The sequence below is a fragment of the Pseudomonas sp. FW305-3-2-15-C-LB1 genome, from assembly GCF_058787615.1.
Window position 1 is genome coordinate 368,590 of the sequence record NZ_JBYSZX010000004.1, and the last position, 20,814, is coordinate 389,403.

Annotated in this window: 18 protein-coding genes; 6 read left to right on the top strand and 12 right to left on the bottom strand. The window is 60.3% G+C overall.

Going from position 1 to position 20,814, the window contains the following annotated elements:
* The first annotated feature begins 51 nt into the window (after positions 1-51).
* Positions 52-534: a sn-glycerol-3-phosphate transporter gene (locus AC3WP7_RS11100; protein WP_102592404.1), complete on the top strand. Its 483-nt coding sequence runs from the start codon at positions 52-54 to the stop codon at positions 532-534.
* On the opposite strand, the gene AC3WP7_RS11105 is transcribed toward AC3WP7_RS11100, so the two are convergent.
* The 6 genes from AC3WP7_RS11105 to AC3WP7_RS11130 form a co-directional block, all read right to left on the bottom strand.
* Positions 531-1,499: a CDP-6-deoxy-delta-3,4-glucoseen reductase gene (locus AC3WP7_RS11105; RefSeq protein ID WP_092241756.1), complete on the bottom strand. Its 969-nt coding sequence runs from the start codon at positions 1,497-1,499 to the stop codon at positions 531-533. The genes AC3WP7_RS11100 and AC3WP7_RS11105 overlap by 4 nt on opposite strands.
* Positions 1,499-2,965: a 4-hydroxy-3-polyprenylbenzoate decarboxylase gene (gene ubiD / locus AC3WP7_RS11110; RefSeq protein WP_092241754.1), complete on the bottom strand. Its 1,467-nt coding sequence runs from the start codon at positions 2,963-2,965 to the stop codon at positions 1,499-1,501. The genes AC3WP7_RS11105 and ubiD overlap by 1 nt, the downstream gene beginning before the upstream one ends.
* A 59-nt stretch (positions 2,966-3,024) precedes the next feature.
* Positions 3,025-5,007 (bottom strand): acyltransferase family protein, encoded by a 1,983-nt coding sequence (locus AC3WP7_RS11115; RefSeq protein ID WP_093120476.1) that lies wholly within the window; start codon positions 5,005-5,007, stop codon positions 3,025-3,027.
* 153 nt (positions 5,008-5,160) lie between these two features.
* Entirely contained in the window at positions 5,161-6,420 is a 1,260-nt protein-coding gene (rho, locus tag AC3WP7_RS11120) for a transcription termination factor Rho (RefSeq protein WP_016973082.1), read from the bottom strand.
* 235 nt (positions 6,421-6,655) lie between these two features.
* The gene (gene trxA, locus AC3WP7_RS11125) at positions 6,656-6,985 is read right to left on the bottom strand and encodes a thioredoxin TrxA (RefSeq protein WP_003213989.1); all 330 of its coding nucleotides are present in this window, start codon (positions 6,983-6,985) and stop codon (positions 6,656-6,658) included.
* Positions 6,986-7,106: 121 nt separating this feature from the next.
* Positions 7,107-7,802, bottom strand: a complete 696-nt coding sequence (locus AC3WP7_RS11130; RefSeq protein ID WP_102592403.1) for a FadR/GntR family transcriptional regulator — start codon at positions 7,800-7,802, stop codon at positions 7,107-7,109.
* 255 nt (positions 7,803-8,057) lie between these two features.
* Here AC3WP7_RS11130 and AC3WP7_RS11135 point away from each other — a divergent pair, with 255 nt between their 5' ends.
* Genes AC3WP7_RS11135 through AC3WP7_RS11150 form a run of 4 tightly spaced genes read left to right on the top strand, consistent with a single transcriptional unit; the run spans position 8,058 to position 10,898 of the window.
* Positions 8,058-8,843: a transporter substrate-binding domain-containing protein gene (locus AC3WP7_RS11135; protein WP_071490465.1), complete on the top strand. Its 786-nt coding sequence runs from the start codon at positions 8,058-8,060 to the stop codon at positions 8,841-8,843.
* A gap of 15 nt (positions 8,844-8,858) precedes the next feature.
* Entirely contained in the window at positions 8,859-9,527 is a 669-nt protein-coding gene (locus AC3WP7_RS11140; protein ID WP_017736949.1) for an amino acid ABC transporter permease, read from the top strand.
* Positions 9,524-10,174 carry an amino acid ABC transporter permease gene (locus AC3WP7_RS11145; RefSeq protein WP_092241748.1) on the top strand — a complete coding sequence of 217 codons (651 nt, stop codon included), beginning with the start codon at positions 9,524-9,526 and terminating at the stop codon, positions 10,172-10,174. The genes AC3WP7_RS11140 and AC3WP7_RS11145 overlap by 4 nt, the downstream gene beginning before the upstream one ends.
* The gene (locus AC3WP7_RS11150) at positions 10,161-10,898 is read left to right on the top strand and encodes an amino acid ABC transporter ATP-binding protein (protein ID WP_092241746.1); all 738 of its coding nucleotides are present in this window, start codon (positions 10,161-10,163) and stop codon (positions 10,896-10,898) included. The genes AC3WP7_RS11145 and AC3WP7_RS11150 overlap by 14 nt, the downstream gene beginning before the upstream one ends.
* Here the strand turns inward: AC3WP7_RS11150 and AC3WP7_RS11155 are convergent.
* The 4 genes from AC3WP7_RS11155 to AC3WP7_RS11170 all read right to left on the bottom strand — a co-directional run bounded on the left by AC3WP7_RS11155 (position 10,879) and on the right by AC3WP7_RS11170 (position 15,410).
* Entirely contained in the window at positions 10,879-11,409 is a 531-nt protein-coding gene (locus tag AC3WP7_RS11155) for a DUF1120 domain-containing protein (RefSeq protein ID WP_170856041.1), read from the bottom strand. The genes AC3WP7_RS11150 and AC3WP7_RS11155 overlap by 20 nt on opposite strands.
* Complete coding sequence (locus AC3WP7_RS11160; RefSeq protein WP_256579906.1) at positions 11,399-13,915, bottom strand: fimbria/pilus outer membrane usher protein; 2,517 nt, start codon at positions 13,913-13,915, stop codon at positions 11,399-11,401. The genes AC3WP7_RS11155 and AC3WP7_RS11160 overlap by 11 nt, the downstream gene beginning before the upstream one ends.
* Before the next feature lie 7 nt (positions 13,916-13,922).
* Positions 13,923-14,570, bottom strand: a complete 648-nt coding sequence (locus AC3WP7_RS11165; protein WP_093514186.1) for a fimbria/pilus chaperone family protein — start codon at positions 14,568-14,570, stop codon at positions 13,923-13,925.
* A gap of 186 nt (positions 14,571-14,756) precedes the next feature.
* Complete coding sequence (locus AC3WP7_RS11170) at positions 14,757-15,410, bottom strand: DUF1120 domain-containing protein (protein ID WP_092242381.1); 654 nt, start codon at positions 15,408-15,410, stop codon at positions 14,757-14,759.
* A gap of 443 nt (positions 15,411-15,853) precedes the next feature.
* Between AC3WP7_RS11170 and ppx the strand changes: the two genes are divergently transcribed.
* Positions 15,854-17,356 (top strand): exopolyphosphatase, encoded by a 1,503-nt coding sequence (ppx, locus tag AC3WP7_RS11175; protein ID WP_092241744.1) that lies wholly within the window; start codon positions 15,854-15,856, stop codon positions 17,354-17,356.
* 134 nt (positions 17,357-17,490) lie between these two features.
* Here the strand turns inward: ppx and ppk1 are convergent, their stop codons facing one another.
* Positions 17,491-19,713 (bottom strand): polyphosphate kinase 1, encoded by a 2,223-nt coding sequence (gene ppk1 / locus AC3WP7_RS11180; protein ID WP_058426437.1) that lies wholly within the window; start codon positions 19,711-19,713, stop codon positions 17,491-17,493.
* 18 nt (positions 19,714-19,731) lie between these two features.
* Entirely contained in the window at positions 19,732-20,745 is a 1,014-nt protein-coding gene (gene hemB, locus AC3WP7_RS11185; RefSeq protein ID WP_092241742.1) for a porphobilinogen synthase, read from the bottom strand.
* Positions 20,746-20,814: the final 69 nt, after the last annotated feature.

The window sequence follows — 20,814 nt, forward strand, 5'->3', positions numbered from 1 at the left end:
ACGTCACGACCCACCTAGCCGCCTGTCAAACAGACTATCGAGGTCGCACCCATGAAAAAATTCCGACTGCCTGGCCTGCTGTTCCTGGCCCAGGCCACCACCGCTCTGGCGGGCGAAGCACCAGCCACCGAGGACGACAAAGGTTTCTGGTACGCCCAGACCAGCGTCTACACCCGGCACTTTGCGCCGGACCCGGACCACAACAACAACCAGGACCTGATCGGCCTGGAGCGCAATGAAGCCTCAGGTTTTGTGTATGGCGGGGCGACGTTTCGCAACTCGTTCAGCCAGCGCTCGTTCTACGCGTACGCGGGTAAACGCTACGACCTGACGGACTATCCGGTGTACCTGAAGCTGACCGGTGGGGCGATCCAGGGATATCGCGGCAAGTACCGCGACAAGATCCCGTTGAACCGTTTCGGCGTGGCGCCAGTGATCATTCCGTCGGTGGGCGCCCATTACGGGCCGGTAGCGGCGGAATTGGTGTTGCTGGGGTTCAATGCAGCGATGGTGACGACCGGCGTACGATTTTAAGCACGCGGCGCATAGGCAAACACATCAGCTCGCATCTGGTGCGCATCCATGCCGGCTTCGACCAACGCATCCAAGGTGCCATAGACCATGGCCGGTGAGCCGCTGGCGTAGACGTGCACCGACTTGAGGTCGGCAATATCTTCGCACACCGCTTCATGCAACAACCCGCAGCGCCCTTCCCAACCGCACAGATCGCTGACGACTTTGTGCAGGAACAGGTTGGGCAGTTGCAGCCACTGATCCCAGTGTTCGATCTCGTAGAAATCTTCCGGTCGACGCACGCCCCAGTACAGGTGCACCGGGTGCTTGAAGCCGGAGGCGCGGCAATGTTCGATCAGGCTGTGCATCTGCGCCATGCCGGTGCCGGCGGCGATCAACACCAACGGCCCATCGGGCAGCTCGGCCAGGTGGGTGTCGCCAAACGGCAGCTCGACGCGGGCCATCTGGTTGCGCTGCAGTTGCGCAAGCAAAGTGCGCGCGCTGTCCTCGCGAGCCAGTACATGTAACTCCAGCTCACGCCCGGCATGAGGCGCCGACGCCAGGGAGAAGGCGGATTTCTCGCCATTCTCCCGCTCGATCATCAGGTACTGCCCGGCGTGGTAACGCACCGCCTTGCCAGCCGGCGCACGCAGGCGCACCCGCCACACATCGCCACCGACCTCTACGCATTCACTCAATTGGCACGACAGCTTGCGCAACGGCAACTCTCCCGGCGCCAGCACGCCATCCCACAACACAATGCAATCTTCCAGCGGCTCGGCAATGCAGGTGTAGAACTCACCGTGATCACGCACTTCACCGGCCTGCTGCACGCGGCCCTCCACCAACAGCGCGGCGCACACATGGCACACACCGTTGCGACAGGCCTGTGGGCACTCGTAGCCCAGGCGGCGTGCGCCTTCGAGGATTCGCTCGCCAGGGACCAGCTCCAGCACGGCGCCGGAAGGTTGCAGGGTTACACGCATCAATCTATTCCCAATTCTTTCCAGATCGCATCGACACGGGCAGTGACGGCTTCATCCTTGACGATCACCCGGCCCCACTCGCGGGTGGTTTCACCCGGCCATTTGTGGGTGGCATCCAGGCCCATCTTCGAACCCAGGCCCGACACCGGCGAAGCGAAGTCGAGGTAGTCGATTGGCGTGTTGTCGATCATCACCGTGTCGCGCTTGGGGTCCATGCGCGTGGTGATGGCCCAGATCACGTCGTTCCAGTCGCGGGCGTTGATGTCGTCGTCGGTGACAATAACGAACTTGGTGTACATGAACTGTCGCAAAAACGACCACACACCGAGCATTACCCGCTTGGCATGACCTGGGTACGACTTTTTCATGGTCACGATGGCCATGCGGTACGAGCAGCCTTCCGGCGGCAGGTAGAAGTCAGTGATCTCCGGGAATTGCTTCTGCAGGATCGGCACGAACACTTCGTTGAGTGCCACGCCGAGAATCGCCGGCTCGTCCGGCGGCCGGCCGGTGTAGGTGCTGTGGTAGATCGGTTTGATCCGATGGGTGATACGCTCGACGGTGAACACCGGGAAGCTGTCGACTTCGTTGTAGTAGCCGGTGTGGTCGCCGTAAGGGCCTTCATCGGCCATTTCACCCGGGTGGATCACGCCTTCGAGGATAATTTCGGCAGTGGCCGGTACTTGCAGGTCGTTGCCGCGGCATTTCACCAGCTCGGTGCGGTTACCGCGCAGCAGACCGGCGAAGGCGTATTCGGACAGGCTGTCGGGCACTGGGGTCACGGCACCGAGGATGGTGGCGGGGTCGGCACCCAGGGCCACGGAGACCGGGAAGGGTTTGCCGGGATGCTTATCGCACCACTCACGGTAGTCCAACGCGCCGCCACGGTGGCTCAGCCAGCGCATGATGACCTTGTTGCGGCCGATCACTTGCTGGCGGTAGATGCCGAGGTTCTGGCGGTCCTTGTTCGGGCCTTTGGTGACGGTCAGGCCCCAGGTGATCAGCGGGCCGACGTCGCCGGGCCAGCAGGTCTGCACCGGCAGCATGGCGAGATCGACGTCATCGCCTTCGATGACCACCTCTTGACACACCGCGTCCTTGACCACTTTGGGGGCCATGGCAATGATCTTGCGGAAGATCGGCAGCTTCGACCAGGCATCCTTGAGGCCCTTGGGCGGCTCGGGCTCCTTGAGGAAGGCCAGCAGCTTGCCGATCTCGCGCAATTCGCTGACCGACTCGGCGCCCATGCCAAAGGCCACGCGCTCCGGCGTACCGAACAGGTTGCCGAGCACCGGGATATCAAAGCCGGTCGGGTTCTCGAACAGCAGCGCCGGGCCCTTGTTACGCAGGGTACGGTCGCAAATCTCAGTCATTTCCAGCACCGGGGAAATCGGCATCTGAATACGTTTCAACTCTCCGCGCTGCTCAAGTTGCTGCACGAAATCCCGAAGATCCTTGAATTTCATTAACCATGCCACCCGTAAAATAGGCGTACATCCTACCTGCTCTGAGGGCGGCTGGCAGCTTAATTGGCCGTTAGCCCTCGTGATTGCAGCGAACGAAACAACGGCTCCAGGAAGGCCTCGACGTGCCGCGCACCGACATCAGAGAGGTGATTGTCATCGGTGTACAGCGCTCGGCCGTTGAACTCAACCCGGCACAAGCCATCGGCGCCGCACAGCAAGGGCGCGGGGTCGAGCACCGTGACACCGCTGTCGGCCGCTGCCAACTCGTCAAACAGCTGGGAGATAAAGGCTTGGCGCTTGAGGTGCTCGGCCACGGGCAGGCCTTCTCGGTCCACCGGCCGGTGCATCATCGCCAGGCGACTGAGACGGTAAGGCACGATGATTTCCTGCAACGGCACCTCCTTGATCAGCCAGACTCTATGGCCTGCGGCGCGCAAATCCTTGATGCGCTCGCGCAGCCCCTCAGCGAAGCGTTGCTCAGCGATGGCACGCACGTATTGACCTGTCGCGGGGTCCTTGAGCGCGTGCTCTTTGTCACCTGACATCTGCCCATAGAGGTACAAGCTCCAGCGCGCCGCCAGCACCACATCGCTGAAGGATCGCTCGGCCAGCGCTTTTTCCACGCGATGATTGAAATGGGCGCAGCGGGCAATGTTTTCCAGGCCATCCAAAGGCACGCAACCCGCAAAACTGGCCTCTACCAGGCTGATGTCGTGCCGCTTGGCCGCCATCTCAAGTGCTGGAATCAAGGCCGTGGCGTGACTGTCACCCCATACCAGTGCGGAAACCGCGCTGTCTTTAGAACCGAAATAACAGAACAGCCGCTCGTCGGGCGTGTCTTTGTCGGCCATGCACGCCATCAACTCCGGGCTCCACTTTTTTGCCTGGGCATAACGCAGGGCCTGCTCGGATAAGCGCGATGGCACACCGTCGGCCTTGCGCAACGCCACACCTGTGATGCCGAGGCACAGGATCCCGACGCACGCCGCCGCCAGAATCGCCTTACGCCCGGGCAGCAGGCGCTTCTCCCGAAACGGAGTTTCCACAAAACGCCAGGACAGGTAGCCCAACACCAGGCTCAGCAGCATCAGACCGCCCAGTTCCAGCGGGCTCAGGCCATCAACCGCGGCATAGCTGGCATACACGAACACCGGCCAGTGCCACAGGTACCAGGAGTAGGAAATCAACCCCACGCCCACCATCACCCGTGAACTCAGCAGGCGCCCGACCCAGGTGGGTTGCTGGCCGTTGGCCCAGATCAGCCCGACCACACCCAGCACCGGCAACAACGCGGCCGCGCCGGGAAACGGTGTGGCTGAATCAAATACTAAAACGGCGATCAGTATCAGTGTCATCGACAACAGGCTGATCCCTTGGGCCAGAGCGGGCGACGCTCGCCATTCACGCAGGGGCATCACCGCCAGCATGGCGCCGGCCAGCAACTCCCAGGCACGCAGATGCAACAGGTAGAACGCCTTTTGCGGCGCATGAACCACCGCCCACAGGCTCATGCCGAACGACACCAGCAAAATCCCGAATAGCGCCAGGCGCCAATGCTTCAGGCGACTGGCCAGCAAGGTCAACAGCAGCGGGAAGATGATGTAGAACTGCTCTTCGACCGCCAGCGACCAAGTGTGCAACAACGGCTTGATGTCGGAGGCCGCCTCAAAGTAACCGTGCTGGCGAGAAAACAGCAGGTTGGAGGTGAAGATCGCCTGGTAGTGCACCGACCGCCCAAGCTCCTCGTAGTCCTTGGGCGCCAACAGGAACCAGCCCACCGCCAGGGTGGCCGCCATCATGACAAACAGCGCCGGCAGGATGCGCCGGGCACGCCGCGCCCAGAAATCCACAAAGCTGAAGCGCCCGGCCTGGCGTTCCCGACAGATGATCGAGGTGATCAGGAACCCTGAAATCACGAAAAATACATCTACACCGACGAAGCCGCCTGTTACACCGGGCACCCCAAAATGGAACAGCACCACAGCCAGCACTGCAACGGCGCGTAGCCCATCGATGTCTCTTCGGTAAGCAAGAACAGTCATAAAACGTAGTCAACCTGATACGAATGGGAGTGAGCGTAGCCTCACTCCCCTTTTTTGTTTCTTAACTGACACTTATGCCGCACAAACCTCCCTTTTTTGGCGCAAAAAAATGGCGCCCCTTGGTGCGCCATTTTTTCGACCTGAAACGTCGTACTATTTACGCTTCATCGACAGGAAGAACTCGTCGTTGGTCTTGGTGGTTTTCAGCTTGTCGACCAGGAACTCGATGGCGGCTACTTCGTCCATCGGGTGCAGCAGCTTGCGCAGGATCCACATGCGCTGCAGTTCGTCGTCAGCGGTCAGCAACTCTTCGCGGCGGGTGCCGGAACGGTTGATATTGATCGCCGGGAACACGCGTTTTTCCGCGATGCGACGATCCAGTGGCAGTTCCATGTTGCCGGTACCCTTGAACTCTTCGTAGATCACTTCGTCCATCTTCGAACCGGTTTCAACCAGTGCGGTGGCGATAATGGTCAGCGAGCCGCCTTCTTCGATGTTCCGCGCGGCACCGAAGAAACGTTTCGGTTTCTCCAGGGCGTGGGCATCGACACCACCGGTCAATACCTTGCCGGAGCTCGGGATCACGGTGTTGTAGGCACGGGCCAGACGGGTGATGGAGTCGAGCAGGATCACCACGTCCTTCTTGTGTTCGACCAGGCGCTTGGCCTTCTCGATCACCATTTCGGCAACCTGCACGTGGCGGGTTGGCGGCTCGTCGAACGTGGAGGCAACCACTTCGCCGCGCACGGTGCGCTGCATTTCGGTTACTTCTTCCGGACGCTCATCGATCAGCAGCACGATCAGGTGAACTTCAGGATTGTTACGCGCGATGTTCGCGGCAATGTTCTGCAGCATGATGGTCTTACCGGCTTTCGGCGGGGCGACGATCAGGCCACGCTGGCCTTTGCCGATCGGGGCGCACAGGTCGATCACACGACCGGTGAGGTCTTCGGTGGAACCGTTACCGGCTTCCATCTTCATGCGCACGGTCGGGAACAGCGGGGTCAGGTTCTCGAAGAGAATCTTGTTTTTCGCGTTCTCGGGACGATCGAAGTTGATCGTGTCGACCTTGAGCAGGGCGAAATAACGCTCGCCTTCCTTCGGTGGGCGGATCTTGCCAACGATGGTGTCACCGGTGCGCAAGTTGAAGCGACGGATCTGGCTTGGCGAGACGTAGATATCGTCTGGGCCGGCGAGATAGGACGCGTCAGCAGAGCGGAGGAAGCCGAAGCCGTCCTGGAGAATCTCCAGCACGCCATCACCGGAGATTTCCTCGCCGCTTTTCGCGTGCTTCTTGAGCAGGGAGAAAATCACGTCCTGCTTGCGCGAACGGGCCATATTTTCTATGCCCATTTCTTCGGCCAATTGGAGCAGGTCGGTAATCGGCTTTTGCTTGAGTTCAGTCAGATTCATATAGGAATGACGTAATCATTTATGGAGGGGGGAAATTAAGCTTTTGGCTTAATGAGGCCGCGCCGCAGAGAAGGCGACAGGATCGCGTACTAATCGAAAAGGAATGCGTCGGCGACGGCTTGCAGGGGGCAGTGGAGAAACCAGTGCGGGGCCGAATGTACCACCTGTGTTTCGGAGCGTCTAGCCCTGTTTCACGAAAAAGCCCCGCTATTTTGCGGGGCTTTTTTGACGACGCTTAGATGTTCGCGTCCAGGAAAGCTTGGAGCTGAGACTTCGACAGCGCGCCTACCTTGGTCGCTTCGACGTTGCCGTTCTTGAACAGCATCAGGGTCGGGATGCCACGCACGCCGTGCTTGGCCGGGGTTTCCTGGTTGTCGTCGATGTTCAACTTGGCAATGGTCAGCTTGCCTTCGTAGGTGGTCGCAATGTCGTCCAGGACTGGAGCGATCATTTTGCAAGGGCCGCACCATTCAGCCCAGTAGTCAACCAGCACCGGGCCTTGAGCCTTGAGTACTTCGGCCTCAAAGGTCGCGTCGGTGACGTGCTTGATAAGATCGTTGCTCATGGATGTCTCCGGATTGTAAGCAAAAAAAACGTGGCCCATCATAGCCGCCCTTCCCCCGTTCAGGAAGCCGCCTCTGATTGAGTCTTCCTATGATGGCCCATGAGTCTGGGTATAGCCCAACTCAGGGCGTTATGGGAGTCACGAAGGCTATGCCGGTGCGCGACGCCGCATTGCGTACATGCTCCTGCATGGTTTTTTGCGCCGCCGCGCTGGCGCGCCGGGCCAGCGCGCGCACTATCCGGCGATGCTCCTGCCAGGTTTCCATGGCACGCTCCGGTCGGATGAACGGTAGCTTCTGACTCTCCAGAAAAACTTCGGCACTCGCGCTCAGAATGCTCACCATCGCCTGGTTGCCGCTGGAGAGCAGGATGCGCTGGTGAAATTCGAAGTCGAGCCTGGCGGCGGCTTCGAAGTCGCCGGCCTTGAGCACCTTGCGCATGGCCTCGACATTGTCTTCCAGGCTGTCCAGCTCATCGAGGGTCAGCGTCACCGCCGCCAACCCCGCCGCGAAACCTTCCAGGGCATAGCGCAACTGGAAGATATCCAGTGGCGTAGCCTGCGCCGCGAAGGGCCAGGCGAACCCCGGTGACTCCTCGACCGCCTGCACGAACACGCCCTTGCCCGGCTGCACACTGACCACACCCAACGCACTGAGGGACGACAATGCCTCACGCAACGACGCTCGGCTCACCCCCAACTGCACTGCCAGATCACGTTGGGACGGCAGTGCATCGCCCGGCCCGAAGCCTTGCTCCTTGATCAGTTTGCGGATGGCCTGCAGGGCCGCTTCCGGTACGGCTTGGGCAATGGAATTCATAAAAAACTCAAGGTTCCAGTCAGCTGAATGGTTAGTTGTAAAGCTATTCGTGGCGGGCGGCAAGCCACGCCCCAAAGGGGCTCGCGAGGTTTTGCCGACGCTCGAAAACAGTGCGCAAAGCCCCGACACTGTTCAGACCAGTCCGACCAGCAAAACTCAACAAATACTGGCCCTGCAGACGATTCCGAGGGTGATGGCATGGGCTGTGCACTGGGCAAACCCAGAAAATCCCTTCGCCCTTCTCGGAGAGTTGCCATGACCAAACGCTACAGCGCCCTGCTTACTGCCCTGTTTGCCAGCCTGATGCTGAGCCAGGCACCCGCCCAGGCCAATGGTCTGGACGACATCGTCGCCCGTGGCACCCTCAAGGTCGCCGTACCCCAGGACTTCCCGCCCTTCGGCTCGGTCGGCCCTGACATGAAGCCACGTGGCCTGGACATCGACACCGCCAAGCTGCTGGCCGACCAGCTCAAGGTCAAGCTGGAACTGACCCCGGTCAACAGCACCAATCGTATTCCGTTCCTCACCACCGGCAAGGTCGATCTGGTGATCTCCAGCCTGGGCAAGAACCCTGAGCGGGAAAAGGTCATCGACTTCTCCAAGGCCTACGCGCCGTTCTACCTGGCCGTGTTCGGCCCGCCTGAAGCCGCCATCAGTAGCACCGACGACCTCAAGGGCAAAACCATCAGCGTGACCCGTGGCGCCATCGAAGATATCGAACTGACCGCCGTCGCCCCCAAGGAAGCCACGATCAAGCGCTTCGAAGACAACAACTCGACCATCGCCGCCTACCTGGCCGGCCAGGTCGACCTGATTGCCAGCGGCAACGTGGTAATGGTGGCGATCAGCGAACGCAACCCAAAACGCGTACCCGCGCTGAAGGTAAAGCTCAAGGACTCGCCGGTGTACGTGGGCGTGAACAAGAACGAGCCGGCATTGCTGGATAAGGTCAACCAGATCCTGGTCGCGGCCAAGGCCGATGGCAGCCTGGAAAAGAACGCTATGCAATGGCTGAAAGAGCCACTGCCCGCCGATCTCTGAAAGCGGAGCTGACTCATGGCGTATCAATTTGACTTTGTGCCGGTGCTGGCCAACACCGACCTGCTGCTGCGCGGCGCGCTGTTCACCCTCGAACTCACGGCCATCGGCGCCATCCTCGGCGTGGCCCTGGGCACCGTTGGCGCTGTGGTGCGGGCGTGGAAGATCCAGCCGTTCGCCTGGTTCTTCGGCGTTTATGTCGAGTTGATCCGCAACACACCGTTCCTGGTGCAGTTGTTCTTCATCTTCTTCGGCCTGCCGTCGCTGGGGCTGAAGATCACCGAGTGGCAAGCCGCCGTGCTGGCGATGGTGATCAACCTGGGGGCCTACTCCACGGAAATCATCCGCGCCGGTATCCAGGCCATTCCTCGCGGGCAGCTGGAAGCCGCTGCGGCGCTGGCGATGACGCGCTTCGAAGCCTTCCGCCACGTGGTACTGCTGCCGGCGCTGGGCAAGGTGTGGCCGGCCCTGAGCAGCCAGATCATCATCGTAATGCTCGGCTCGGCGGTGTGCTCGCAGATCGCCACTGAGGAACTGAGCTTTGCCGCCAACTTTATCCAGTCGCGCAACTTCCGTGCGTTCGAAACCTACGCCCTGACCACCCTGGTGTACCTGTGCATGGCGCTGATGATTCGCCAGTTGCTCAACTGGATCGGTCGCCGCTTCGTGATGAGGAACAGTCGATGAGTGATTTCTCGTTCTGGGACATCGTGCGCAACCTGGCCACCGGCCTGCAATGGACGCTGCTGCTGTCACTGGTGGCGTTTGTCGGGGGCGGCGTGATCGGCTTGCTGGTGATGACGATGCGCATCAGCCGCAACGCCTTCCCACGCAATGTGGCGCGCACCTATATCGAACTGTTTCAGGGCACGCCGCTATTGATGCAGCTGTTCCTGGTGTTTTTCGGCATAGCCCTGCTGGGTGTGGATATCTCGCCCTGGCTGGCGGCGGCGATTGCCCTGACTCTGTTTACCAGCGCTTACCTCGCCGAGATCTGGCGCGGCTGCGTCGACTCCATCGCCCCCGGGCAATGGGAAGCGTCGGCCAGCCTGGCGCTCAACCCGCTGGAGCAACTGCGCTATGTGATCCTGCCCCAGGCACTGCGCATTGCCGTAGCGCCGACGGTGGGCTTCTCGGTACAGGTGGTCAAGGGCACCGCCGTGACCTCGATCATCGGCTTCACCGAACTGACCAAGACCGGCGGCATGCTCGCCAACGCCACCTTCGAACCCTTCATGGTCTACGGCCTGGTGGCCCTTGGTTACTTTTTACTCTGCTACCCCCTGTCCCTCAGTGCCCGCTACCTGGAAAGGAGACTGCATGCCTCTGCTTAGAATTTCCGCCCTGCATAAGTATTACGGCGATCACCATGTGCTCAAGGGCATCGACCTGACCGTGGATGAAGGCCAGGTGGTGGCGATCATTGGCCGCAGTGGCTCGGGCAAATCCACATTGCTGCGCACGCTCAACGGCCTGGAGTCCATCAACGACGGCGTGATCGAGGTCGATGGCGAGTACCTCGACGCCGCCCGCGCCGATCTGCGCAGCCTGCGGCAGAAAGTCGGCATGGTGTTCCAGCAGTTCAACCTGTTCCCGCACCTGACGGTAGGCGAGAACGTCATGCTCGCGCCGCAAGTGGTGCAGAAAGTATCGAAGGCCAAAGCGGCGCAATTGGCCAGGCAAATGCTGGAGCGCGTCGGGCTGGGTGAAAAATTCGACGCTTACCCCGATCGCTTGTCCGGCGGCCAGCAACAACGCGTGGCGATTGCGCGCGCCTTGGCCATGTCGCCCAAGGTGCTGTTATGCGATGAAATCACCTCGGCCCTCGACCCGGAACTGGTCAATGAAGTGCTCAGCGTGGTGCGCCAATTGGCCAAGGACGGCATGACCCTGATCATGGTGACCCACGAGATGCGCTTCGCCCGTGAAGTCGGCGACAAGCTGGTGTTCATGCACCAGGGCAAAGTGCATGAGGTGGGCGATCCCAAAGTGCTATTCGCCCACCCGCAAACCGCCGAGCTGGCGAGCTTCATTGGCTCTACGGAACAGCCGGGCTGACCAGTTCGAATTGGCCATGGCCCTCCAGCAGCGTCTCCCGAGGCACCGCGAGGGCATTGGCCGGCAGTTGAACCGTGACCTCTACTTGGGCTGTCAGCCGACGGCCCATCACCGGCGTACCGCTTGCGCTTGCATACAACGTACGACCCGGTAGCAGCTGTCCGCTGGAGGTGTCATCGGACTGCCACGATACCGGCCTGCCATCGACCTGAGCCTGCCTCAGGTTCAAGGTGAAACGCCCTTGTCGCCCGAACTGAAAGCCCTGTGCATCGGCGGCGACACTGCTGAAACGCAGCGCCATTGCCGAAGGATCCGCGCAAAGCACGCTCAAGTGCAGCGTACGCGGCGTGTCCAGCGTCATTAGCGCCCTGCCGGAGGAGGCTTGCGCAGGGCGAATCACGCCATAGTCGACACGGGGCTCACTCAGGGTCATCCGGCAGTTTTCAGCCTGCGCCTGGGTCGTCACCAGGGCTACCCACAACAGCCACAGGTTCCTGTGCTTAGCGAACATGGCAGACCACCGGTGCGGTTTCATAGAGTTTGTCATCGTCAGGCTCTTGCTCCGGGTTGACTTGCAGCACGCAGGATTGCGAATCCGGCAGTGAAACCTTCAAGGTTTGCGGACCATCGATATTGCTGAGGAAAATCATGCCGTCACCCACCACACTGGTCACAAAGGTGTTGTCCTGACCGAACACTGCAGCGCCTTGAGGCAGTGGCCGACCCCGTTCATCCTGGGCTTCAAGCAACAGACGACGGACTTTCACCACATCAAAGTTGAGAATATTGACTGACCCCCGACCGGCAGCGAGTACCTTGGTGCCGTTCTTCAAGTCGACGCGCTTGGGCAGCGACTGGGTCTGCACCTGCAGGTGGTTGTTGCTGTAGGCCTGCAGCCCGGGGATCACCGCCTGGCCACTGAAATCGGTCCATACCGGCCCTTGGGGCGTGGAGACCTTGGCCGCTCCGATATCTCCCACCGACACAATGCCAAAGGTGTCCTGCACGGTATACGGCGAGAAGGTCACCCCGTGCTCATGGGCCACGATGCCGCCTTGCAGTTGGCCGGAATAGTTGGTGTTCGACGGGTCACGGCTGACGCCCAGGGTCACGCGGGTATACCGCGGCAAGACACCCACACGAGCGCGCACGCTTTGTTCTCGTTCTTTCACGTCCCGATCGACACCGACCTCATAGTTCACATAGTCGTTGACCCGCTCGCTGAGGGCGGTGCCAGCTTCCAGCCGGTCACCTCGACGACTGACGTAAGTGGTCATGCGCCGATCAGTGCCGAGGGGCACCGTGACCTGCAGCCTGACCGACGTGCCCTCGTCCAGCCGCTCGTCGCGGCGGCCACCTCGAACCGGGTCATGGCGCCGAGGGGCGGTCGCACCGACCTGGGCGTCGGCAATCAGTGCGACCCCTACGCCTTTGAAGGTGTCGTTCCACGAGGCAAAGAGGTGATCGCTGGATTGCCCGTCAAACTGAGAGCTACGGGTGAAACCGAGGGAGAATCCACCCAGGTATGGGGCCGTCCAGCTCAAACCTGCCGTGTACTGGCGCTTGAAACGGGCATCGAGGCTGTACCCCCGCGAAGCCTGACCGGCGTCCAGTACCTCCCGGTAACCGCGACTCTGTACCGAAGCGCTCAGGTTGATATCAAGATTGGCGAATAAAGGAGCCCCCAATGACAGCGTGCTACGCGTGCCACCCACCTCATCTTGAGCATCACGGGAAAGGTTATGGCGCACGCCCACGGTCATCTGATGGAAAAACACACTGCTGAGGGTTCCACCTGCCGATTGGTACTCATCGGTACTCAGCAGACCGAAACCCAACGACGAGCGCTGGCCCAGCCCCCAGGTGCCGCTGCCCATGGCAACCACGGGCGAATCCTGGTTGTCGATGGACGTTTCACGCACCTTGCCGAGGGAAAAGTAATATCCCGGCTTGATCGGAGCCCCACCCCGAAAGGACGCAGCGGGCACCACGAAACTGCGCGTTGCCCCACGCACGTCAATCACGCTCACATCAAGGTCACTGGTGCTGTTCAGCAACGGTAAACCGGTCAGCCTGAACGGACCTTCCGGCACCAGGGTGGAATGGATCAATGCGCCTGATTGACGAACTTCCACCCGCGACTGGCTTTGAGCCAGCCCTTCAACCACGACATTGCTGTCGCCCGCACCGCTGCGCTGCTGGCCGTCTGGAGAGAACTGCACGCCGGTCAGTTGCACACCGCCAAAAATCGGGTTGTTGCTGGAAATCTGCCCCACCTGGAAGGTCGACTGCAACGCCGCGATATCACGCTGGGCATAGGCGCTTACCTGTTCGGTACGCGTCTTGCCATTGTCGGAGATATAGAACTGGCGGCTGCGAACGATCCAGTTACCCAGGTTGAATCCCGCCTCCGTATAGGCCGATACGACGCGACTTGGCCTACCGCGAGAGTGGGTATCAAAACCCCATACGTCGTAGTTGAAGATGGCGGCCGCGCCACCCTCGGAAAAATCCCCGCCCTCCCACTCCGGCGCACGCAGGGACTGGGTCGGCACCACCAGGGCGACCTCATCGCTGCTAGGGCGCAGACGCACCATGGTCGCCGGGTATTCTCCAACAAAATCATGGCAGGCCTGGTCAGGGGTGATGCCCTCGCGCAGAAGCCTGGACGGGGTAACCAGACCGGCTTTTGCCAGCAACGCAGGAGTGAAGCACAACTGGCCCTGATAATCGAAACGCGCGTCAACCAACCCCAGCGGCGTGCCATTGACTCGCAGCCCGACGACATGGACACCTTCGCGAAAGCGCGCTGCGCTGCGAAAGTATTCAGAAACCTGTGGATCTATTCCAAGGGAGGTCAACGCGGCCAAGTCAAACCCCTGCCCCAGCCCAACCGCTGCGCTGGTGCCGGGCAGACTCCAGAGCGTCGCGAGCCCCAGCAGAATCCTGGAGCGAGCCTGGGAAACACTGCTCGGCACGCTATTGGCAGAGCGACGGGTAGGCCTGATCTTTTTCATAGGCCCGTCAATCCGCACCAGCCGTAACGGGTGCGCGGTAACTGTCCACCGTAAACCCGTAGACCGTGGCCGGGTGAATCTCCACCGCCACCACTCCCGCCACAGAGCCTGCCGACGCGAGCGTCAGCACTTCGCCCGGCAGGATGTAGGTTCTCGGCAACGTTGCCACGCTTGCCTGCGGATGCAGCTGCACTTCCATCCCTAGGCGGACGACATAAGCGCTGTTGTTGTGGACCCTCAACTGATCTCCTTTACGCTCCCATGTCAGCAACTGCCAGGGCGCGTCATGCCTGGGCAAGCCTTTGGGATGCAGGATCAATGGCAGGCTCTGGCGCAGGGTGATACCAATGGTCGCACCGCCGGGTGCACGTGCCTCAGGGATACCTTCAAAGGAAACGCGTTTCAGGCGCTGGGTCTTGAGGGGTTGCTTTGTAGTACTGATAAAGCGAACAAGTTGGGTGTCGCCCGCTTCGACCCGCGTAATCGGGGGCGTCACGATCAACAAGTGTTCGGGGTCTTCGGGTATGTTTTGTATGACGGAATGAAGCAATGCAGGGCCAGGGTCCGTATTTTTAACATTAAGCGTTGCCTCGCCCTCTTCCTCATTCAGAATGACAACGGTTGTTTCGGGCTGCATTCCGTCTGCCATGGCCATACCGCACAAAAAAAGAGACAAACCTATATATCGCAGCAACGAAATAACGGTTATTGATAAACCATTCACCGATTTTCCCCACAACCAAAAGAAGTCGAACACCAACAAATGCACACATTACAACTACCGACATTTAACAGAGACAGGTAAGTATCTCTGGCTAAATGTCGGCCGTTAATGATGTTTTTAGATGTAATCCACTAACAGACTGGTGCGACCGTCCAGCGTTACATCGCGCGCCAGGTCCAAATCGTTCGCGCGGTTGATAACGGCCTTCACTTCAAGCGTGCCTGTAAGCGTGGTAACGAATGCAGGTACCGCAGTGGCACCGCTACGCCATGAATACTGGGCTGGCGATTGCGCGACTTTACCGTCACTGATCTGCCAGGACGCGCCCTGACTGCTCCGCATGATGGGGCTCAGGCTCCCAGTGGACGATCTCAGGTCCTTGAGCGTGACGGAGTACCCACCAGTGCGCTTGCCATTGGCAAGGCCCAGGCTGTAGTTCTGCGCCTCGGTGAACCCGGCACCGAGGATACCTACCACCTTGCTTTGGGCAGGTTGCAGGTCTGTGAGCGCCACTCGGAACTGCGCTGGGCTCTGGCCGCAACTGATGCTCAAGCTGACCGTTTTAGCTGCAAGAGGATTGAACTGCGTCGGGGACAGGTTTGCGGCTGGAATTGTCTGATAATCGACGATGCCGCCTCCAGCGAGGCTGAGGTTGCAAGCCACTGGCTTGATAGTCCCCCGTACAATCAGTTCGGCAACATTCGTAGCATGAGCCCCAATACTTGCGGCCAAGCAAAGAGCACCCACTGTCACACCAAGCATTTTTTTCATGATCAACCTGTCATCTGTAATGAGTAGGTGCATTTACGACAGCCGAAAACTCCGACCATAAATAAATAACACCACGGCGAAATTGCCGGGTGACAGTCTGTCGTTTTGGCTCGTGATTAAAGAATCAGATGGGGCGCCAGTTGTTGTGGGAACCGTAAAGACAAGCAGTGAGCCATGTCAAAATACCGAGTAGGCACAAATGCAAAATCAATAAATTATTAACCGCTCCCTTGTAGGCAAAATCATAAACAGCATGATGACAATAAAAAGTTAAATACTCCTACAAAGCTAAAACCGCTTTCGTTGATAGCCCTGAAAACCACCCTACATTTCCCACAAGAATTCCTCACAGACACCCGCAGGAAAATTACCGGCGCACTACGCGTTGGCGCCAGCGGTCGATCGTGGCACGATGGTCAGGTTATCGACCGAGACCCCAAACCATGCCGCAATCCCAAGCCAAGAATCTGTCCCTGATCGCCGCCATCGACCTGGGCTCCAACAGCTTTCACATGGTCGTGGCCAAGGCCCAGAACGGTGAAATCCGCATCCTTGAGCGGCTCGGAGAGAAAGTGCAACTGGCTGCCGGGATCGACGACGAGCGCCAGCTCAACGAAGAATCCATGCAACGCGGGCTCGATTGCCTGAAGCGGTTTGCGCAACTGATCAACGGCATGCCCCTGGGCGCCGTTCGAATCGTCGGCACCAACGCGTTGCGTGAAGCGCGTAACCGTGGTGAATTCATCCGCCGCGCCGAGGAGATCCTCGGGCACCCGGTAGAAGTCATCTCCGGCCGTGAAGAAGCCCGTCTTATCTACCTGGGCGTGTCCCACACCCTGGCCGATACACCAGGCAAACGCCTGGTCGCCGACATTGGCGGCGGCAGTACCGAATTCATCATTGGGCAAAGGTTCGAGCCATTGCTGCGCGAAAGCCTGCAGATGGGCTGCGTCAGCTTCACCCAGCGTTACTTCAAAGACGGCAAGATCACCCCGGCACGCTACGCCCAGGCCTACACCGCGGCGCGGCTGGAGATCATGAGCATCGAACACGCCCTGCACCGCCTGACCTGGGATGAAGCCATCGGCTCGTCCGGCACCATCCGCGCCATCGGCCTGGCACTGAAAGCGGGCGGCCATGGCACCGGCGAGGTCAACGCCGAGGGCCTGGCGTGGCTCAAGCGCAAGCTGTTCAAGCTGGGGGATGCCGAGAAAATCGACTTCGACGGTATCAAGCCTGATCGTCGCGCGATCTTCCCGGCCGGTCTGGCGATTCTCGAAGCGATCTTCGATGCTCTTGAACTGCAACGCATGGACCACTGCGACGGCGCCCTGCGTGAAGGCGTGCTCTATGACCTGCTGGGTCGCCATCACCACGAAGACGTGCGTGAGCGCACGCTCACTTCGTTGATGGAGCGTTACCACGTCGACCTGGAACAAGCCGCCCGAGTGGAGCGCAAAGCCCTGCACGCCTTCGACCAGGTGGCCGAAGACTGGGACCTGGAAGACGGCGTCTGGCGCGAGTTGCTGGGCTGGGCCGCCAAGGTGCATGAAGTGGGCCTGGACATCGCCCACTACCATTACCACAAGCACGGCGCCTACCTGATCGAGCACTCGGACCTGGCCGGCTTCTCCCGTGAAGACCAGCAAATGCTCGCCCTGCTGGTGCGCGGCCATCGCCGTAACATCCCCAAGGACAAATTTGCTGAATTCGGCGACGAAGGCATCAAGCTGATCCGCCTGTGCGTGCTGCTGCGCTTTGCGATCCTGTTCCACCACATCCGTGGCACCCAGGCAATGCCCCAGGTGACCCTGCGCGCCGACGGCGACAGCCTGGATGTGGTATTCCCGAAAGGCTGGCTGGATGAGAACCAGCTGACCCAGGCGGATTTTGGCCTGGAAGCGGAGTGGCTGAAGCGGGTGGGGTTCAGCCTGAACCTGCGCTGATCTGAAGAACTCTGCAAAACAATTGTGGGAGGGGGCTTGCCCCCGATAGCTGTGGATCAGTCCAAGTATTTGGTGACTGACACACCGCCATCGGGGGCAAGCCCCCTCCCACATTTTTAGACCCCCGCAGGGTTTTAGTTCACCGTCAGAATCGGGCTACCCAACTTCTCCAGCAACGTCGCCTGCGCACTGCGCGGGTTCTGGTTGCCGGTCGGCGTGTTGCGCACGTAGCGACCGTCCGACTGCAGGCTCCAGCTGTGGGTGTTGTCGGTGAGGTAGCTTTCCAGCTCCTTCTTGACCCGCATGATCAGCTTCTTGCCTTCCACCGGGAAGCACGTCTCTACGCGCTTATCGAGATTGCGCTCCATCCAGTCGGCGCTGGAGAGGAACATCTGCTCTTCGCCGCCGTTGAGGAAGTAGAACACCCGTGTGTGCTCCAGGAAGCGGCCGATGATCGAGCGCACATGAATGTTGTGCGAAACCCCGACAATGCCAGGGCGCAGGCAGCACATGCCGCGCACCACCAGGTCAATGCGCACGCCGGACTGGCTGGCCTTGTACAGCGCGCGGATGATCTTCGGATCGGTCAGCGAGTTGAACTTGGCGATGATGTGCGCCGGCTTGCCGTCGAGGGCGAACTGGGTTTCGCGGGCAATCATGTCGAGCATGCCCTTCTTGAGCGTGAACGGCGCGTGCAGCAACTTCTTCATGCGCAAGGTCTTGCCCATGCCGATCAACTGGCTGAACAATTTGCCGACGTCTTCACACAAGGCGTCGTCGGAGGTCAGCAAGCTGTAGTCGGTGTAGAGCTTGGCGTTGCCGGCGTGGTAGTTGCCGGTGCCCAAGTGGGCGTAACGCACGATCTCGCCGGCTTCACGGCGCAGGATCAGCATCATCTTGGCGTGGGTCTTGAAGCCGACCACGCCATAGATCACCACCGCACCGGCTGCTTGCAGACGGCTGGCCAGTTGCAGGTTGGACTCTTCGTCGAACCGCGCACGCAACTCGATCACCGCGGTGACTTCCTTGCCGTTACGCGCGGCGTCGACCAGGGCATCGACGATTTCCGAGTTGGCGCCGGAACGGTACAGGGTCTGGCGTACGGCCAACACATGCGGGTCCTTGGCGGCCTGGCGCAACAGGTCGACCACCGGGGTGAAGGACTCGAACGGGTGCAGCAGCAGGATGTCCTGCTTGCTCACCACGCTGAAGATGTTCTCGCTGTTTTGCAGCAGTTTCGGGATCTGCGGGGTGAACGGCGTGTATTGCAGCTCCGGATGGCTGTCCAGGCCGGTGATGCTGAACAGGCGCGTCAGGTTCACCGGGCCATTGACTTGATACAGCTCGGTCTCGCCCAGGTTGAACTGCTTGAGCAGGTAGTCCGACAGATGTTTCGGGCAGGTGTCGGCCACTTCCAGGCGCACCGCATCGCCGTAGCGCCGCGAGAACAGCTCGCCGCGCAGGGCACGGGCCAGGTCTTCGACGTCTTCGGAGTCCAGCGCCAGGTCGGCGTTACGGGTCAGGCGGAACTGGTAGCAGCCTTTTACCTTCATGCCCTGGAACAGGTCATCGGCGTGCGCATGGATCATGGAGGATAGGAATACATAGTTATCGCCTGCGCCCCCCACCTCTTCCGGTACCTTGATGATCCGTGGCAGCAAACGGGGCGCCGGGATGATTGCAAGGCCCGAGTCGCGACCGAAGGCGTCGATACCTTCCAGCTCCACGATGAAGTTGAGGCTCTTGTTCACCAGCAACGGGAACGGGTGAGTCGGGTCCAGGCCAATCGGGGTGATGATCGGCGCGATCTCGTCGCGGAAGTAGCGACGCACCCAGGTCTTGATCTTGGTGGTCCAGTGACGGCGACGGATGAAACGGACCTGATGCTTTTCCAGCTCCGGCAGCAGGATGTCGTTGAGGATCGCGTACTGGCGGTCCACATGGCCGTGCACCAGCTCGCTGATGCGCGCCAGGGCCTGGTGCGGCTGCAGACCGTCGGCGCCGGCCTGTTCACGGGCGAAGGTGATCTGCTTCTTGAGGCCGGCCACGCGGATTTCGAAGAACTCATCCAGGTTGCTGGAGAAGATCAGCAGGAACTTGAGCCGCTCCAGCAGCGGGTAGGACTCATCCAGCGCCTGTTCCAGCACACGGATGTTGAATTGCAGTTGTGACAGCTCGCGGTGGATGTACAGGCTGCTGTCATCCAGGTTGGTCACCGCCGCTACCGGGGCCGGCACGGGCGGTTCGGCCACCACGACGGGCGCGGCGGGCTCATGCTCCGGCGGGGTCTCGGTGACTTGTTCAACCACCGGGTGAGCGTCTTTTACGGCAACTTCTGTGAGTCCTTCGGTATTCATCGAGTGTTCCTGTGAGGGCTATTGTTGCTCTCTAAGCAATTGGGCGGCGCGGGCGGCGAAGTAGGTCAGGATGCCATCAGCCCCGGCGCGTTTAAAGGCTGTCAGGGATTCAAGGATCACCCCTTCGCTCAGCCATCCATTCTGTATTGCAGCCATGTGCATGGCGTATTCGCCACTGACCTGATAGACAAAGGTCGGCACTTTGAATTGGTCTTTGACCCGGTAAAGGATGTCCAGGTACGGCATCCCCGGCTTGACCATCACCATGTCAGCACCTTCGGCCAGGTCGGCCGCCACTTCGTGCAGGGCTTCATGGCTGTTGGCCGGGTCCATCTGGTACGAGGCCTTGTTGGCCTTGCCCAGGTTCAGCGCCGAGCCCACCGCATCGCGGAACGGGCCGTAATAGGCGCTGGCGTACTTGGCCGAGTAGGCCATGATCCGCACGTTGACGTGGCCGGCCAGCTCCAGGGCTTCACGAATCGCCTGGATGCGGCCGTCCATCATGTCCGACGGGGCAACCACCTGGGCGCCGGCTGCCGCATGGGACAAGGCTTGCTTGACCAGCGCATCGACGGTGATGTCGTTTTGAACATAGCCGTCTTCGTCAAGAATGCCATCCTGTCCGTGGGTGGTGAACGGGTCCAACGCCACGTCGGTGATCACCCCAAGCTGCGGAAAACGCTCGCGCAGGGCACGGGTGGCGCGCTGGGCGATCCCGTCCGGGTTCCAGGCTTCGGCAGCATCCAGCGACTTGAGTTCAGACGGCGTGACCGGGAACAGTGCCAAGGCCGGAATCCCCAACTCGACCCAACCAGCGGCTTCTTCAAGCAGCAGATCAATGGTCAAGCGCTCCACGCCCGGCATCGAAGCCACCGCTTCCCGACGTTTTTCCCCGTCCAGCACAAACACCGGCAGGATCAGATCATCGGTCGTCAGCACGTTTTCACGCACCAGACGGCGAGAAAAATCATCACGACGATTGCGACGCAGACGGGTGGCGGGGAACAGGCGATTGGCAGGGGTAAAGCTCACGACAGACTCCTGAGCCCGGGTTTACGGGCGAGCGATGCAGTTATAAGCGGCCATTATGACGAAGGTATG